Here is a 2,180-nt window from a genome sequence, read left to right on the forward strand (position 1 = left end):
CGCCCTCCCGACGCAACGACAAAACCGTAAAGCCCCGCGTTCAGCATAACCCGGCAGGAATCCACTTAAATCCAGCGGGGCGCTGTCCAAACAACCGGGGCCAGCTCTAGCGGCGAAGGACTTGTTTGATCCCAGAGCCTTCCTTGCCAAGGTCGGGGCCGGAAAATCGATTGCGAAATTTGGCAAAGGTCGGAACGTGTTCGCGCAGGGAGATGTCGCGGACGCGGTATTCTACATTCAAGAGGGAAAGATCAAGCTCACGGTCGTTTCGGACCAAGGTAAGGAAGCCGTCGTCGGGATTTTAGAGCCGGGACAATTCTTTGGCGAGGGCTGCCTCAATGGTCATCCATTGCGTATTGCCACGACTACGGCAATGGAGTCCTGTGTCATCACGAGAATATCGAAGACGGCGATGATTGCAGCGCTCGAAGGCAAGCCGAAGTTCTCTCAATTGTTCATGGCGTATTTGCTCGCGCGCAATAGCCGGATTGAAGAAGACCTGATCGACCAACTCTTCAATTCGAGCGAGAAACGCTTGGCGCGCCTGTTGCTTCTGCTGGCAAATTTCGGCAAGGAAGCCAGCTCGCAGCCCATTGGCGTCAATATCAGCCAGGAAACGCTGGCCGAAATGATCGGTGCGACCCGATCACGGGTTAGCTTCTTCATGAACAAGTTCCGCAAGCTCGGCTTCATCAGCTACAATGGAAAGATCGAGGTTCATAGCTCGCTTCTGAACGCGGTTCTGCACGACAAGCCCGAGATAGACCGGAAGGACTGACCACCGCGCAGCCAAACCGAGCGCATGGCCGATGGCCGAGCCAAACGTTCTTTCTCGCCGCAATCTCGGGGTGCAGATCTCAAGTCTGCCTATGAAATGCCGGCGGCAAGACCTCTCGCACGAGCTCACTTAGATCTAGAGCCTCGCCGCTTTCCGTAATGTCCGAGAATAGAACCTCGATAAAAGGATGTTGCCGGTTGAAGGCGGCTCCCCGCTGGTATTTCGCGCTCACAATCCGTTGGATCGCCACAAGATTCAGCTTGCCAAGCGCATTGTATTGATCGCGGAACAGACTCTGCCGCCCGCCATGGTGCTCGGCAGATTCGGCCCAGACGTCCATAACTTTGCGGCCCACGAACGCCTCGACGCGTTCAGTTCCATCCCGGGCAACAAGCCGTAGCCCATCCATGCTATGGGGGCTGTCATCGACGCTAAATTGTGTAAGCGACATCATGAGTCCTCCTGTTTTCCGCGTTTACTCACATCGGCAGTTCGTCGCGGACCGAGCCTCCCTCGTTCTCCCATCGTGACAGAGCGGTTGCGCTCGATCTCGCATCGCCAGGCGTATCCTTTGTCAAAGTCAGCTTGTCGCGACCGATTTCATTGTTGCGCCTGTGCTCCGTCAAAAAGACGAAGCCGGCCCGCCAGGTGTTGAATTTACGGCCTTCTTCAGCGCTGGCCGAATCCTTAACGAGTTCGCTGGACGCGGTCGCTCTTGCGCGATGCTGCTGAGATTTGAACATATGCAGAGCCCTTTCGTTGGAAGTCTCCGCGCACTCCGGCCGATCTCGACGGGTGACCAAGCTGGACCTGAATGTGGGGATCGAAGCGATGAATAGCGAGCCCTCGGCATAAATAAGATTGCCAAAGGAGCGCGCGGATCGCTTTTCCGTGCGTCCAATCGTGCCGCCCGGCAAAAGAGCCGCTGCAGCGGATTGTAGTCAGAAACAATTCACTACAATCTTCGACCGCATCATAGTTGCCAACGATGGCGTCGGCACCAATTTGCGGCGAAGAAGCAAGCGCCCGACAGCGTCCGGCCAGAACGAGCAGTCCCTCAGGCACGGCTTCATCAATAATGCTGACAGACGGAAAGACCGTAATCGCGGCTCGGTGCTGGTTCGCACGCCGAGCTTCTGTTCGATCGACCCAATGGGATTCGCTGGGAGATGGTAAGACAAGCTGTCCGTCTTAGCTTCGGACGCGAGGAGGCGGCCGCTCTTCCGCTCGTTGAGCGAGAGAGCAAGAGACGATGGGACGGTGCTCGCCTGCTGATCGAACTGGAGCCGGTATCTAGTACCCGGAATCAGAGCTGAGTGATACGGCGGCCTTTGAAACGGCGTTGACGGACCTTTTTCTTGGTCCAGACGAAGGGCTCGGCTCTGTCGTTGTATGCGTTGAC

The 2,180-nt window shown here is 56.6% G+C and carries 3 protein-coding genes; 1 reads left to right on the top strand and 2 read right to left on the bottom strand.

Translation table 11 applies throughout. The features are described 5' to 3' along the window. Positions 1-121: 121 nt before the first annotated feature. The gene (locus QJT78_RS50485) at positions 122-778 is read left to right on the top strand and encodes a Crp/Fnr family transcriptional regulator (protein WP_038954029.1); all 657 of its coding nucleotides are present in this window, start codon (positions 122-124) and stop codon (positions 776-778) included. A gap of 79 nt (positions 779-857) precedes the next feature. Here QJT78_RS50485 and QJT78_RS50490 read toward each other — a convergent pair whose 3' ends face one another. Beyond that, a complete protein-coding gene (locus QJT78_RS50490) occupies positions 858-1,229 on the bottom strand; it encodes a hypothetical protein (RefSeq protein ID WP_028152958.1) in 372 nt (123 codons plus the stop codon). A 28-nt stretch (positions 1,230-1,257) separates the two neighbouring features. Further along, positions 1,258-1,521, bottom strand: coding sequence for a hypothetical protein (locus tag QJT78_RS50495; RefSeq protein ID WP_028152957.1), 264 nt, complete (start codon positions 1,519-1,521; stop codon positions 1,258-1,260). Positions 1,522-2,180: the final 659 nt, after the last annotated feature.

Source organism: Bradyrhizobium sp. Mp27 (assembly GCF_029953005.1).
Taxonomy (GTDB): Bacteria; Pseudomonadota; Alphaproteobacteria; order Rhizobiales; family Xanthobacteraceae; genus Bradyrhizobium; species Bradyrhizobium barranii.

Excerpts from the sequence above, each read along its gene's own strand:
- QJT78_RS50490 (WP_028152958.1), bottom strand. The coding sequence starts at position 1,229 with ATGTCGCTTACACAATTTAGCGTCGATGACAGCCCCCATAGCATGGAT.
- QJT78_RS50495 (WP_028152957.1), bottom strand. The coding sequence starts at position 1,521 with ATGTTCAAATCTCAGCAGCATCGCGCAAGAGCGACCGCGTCCAGCGAA.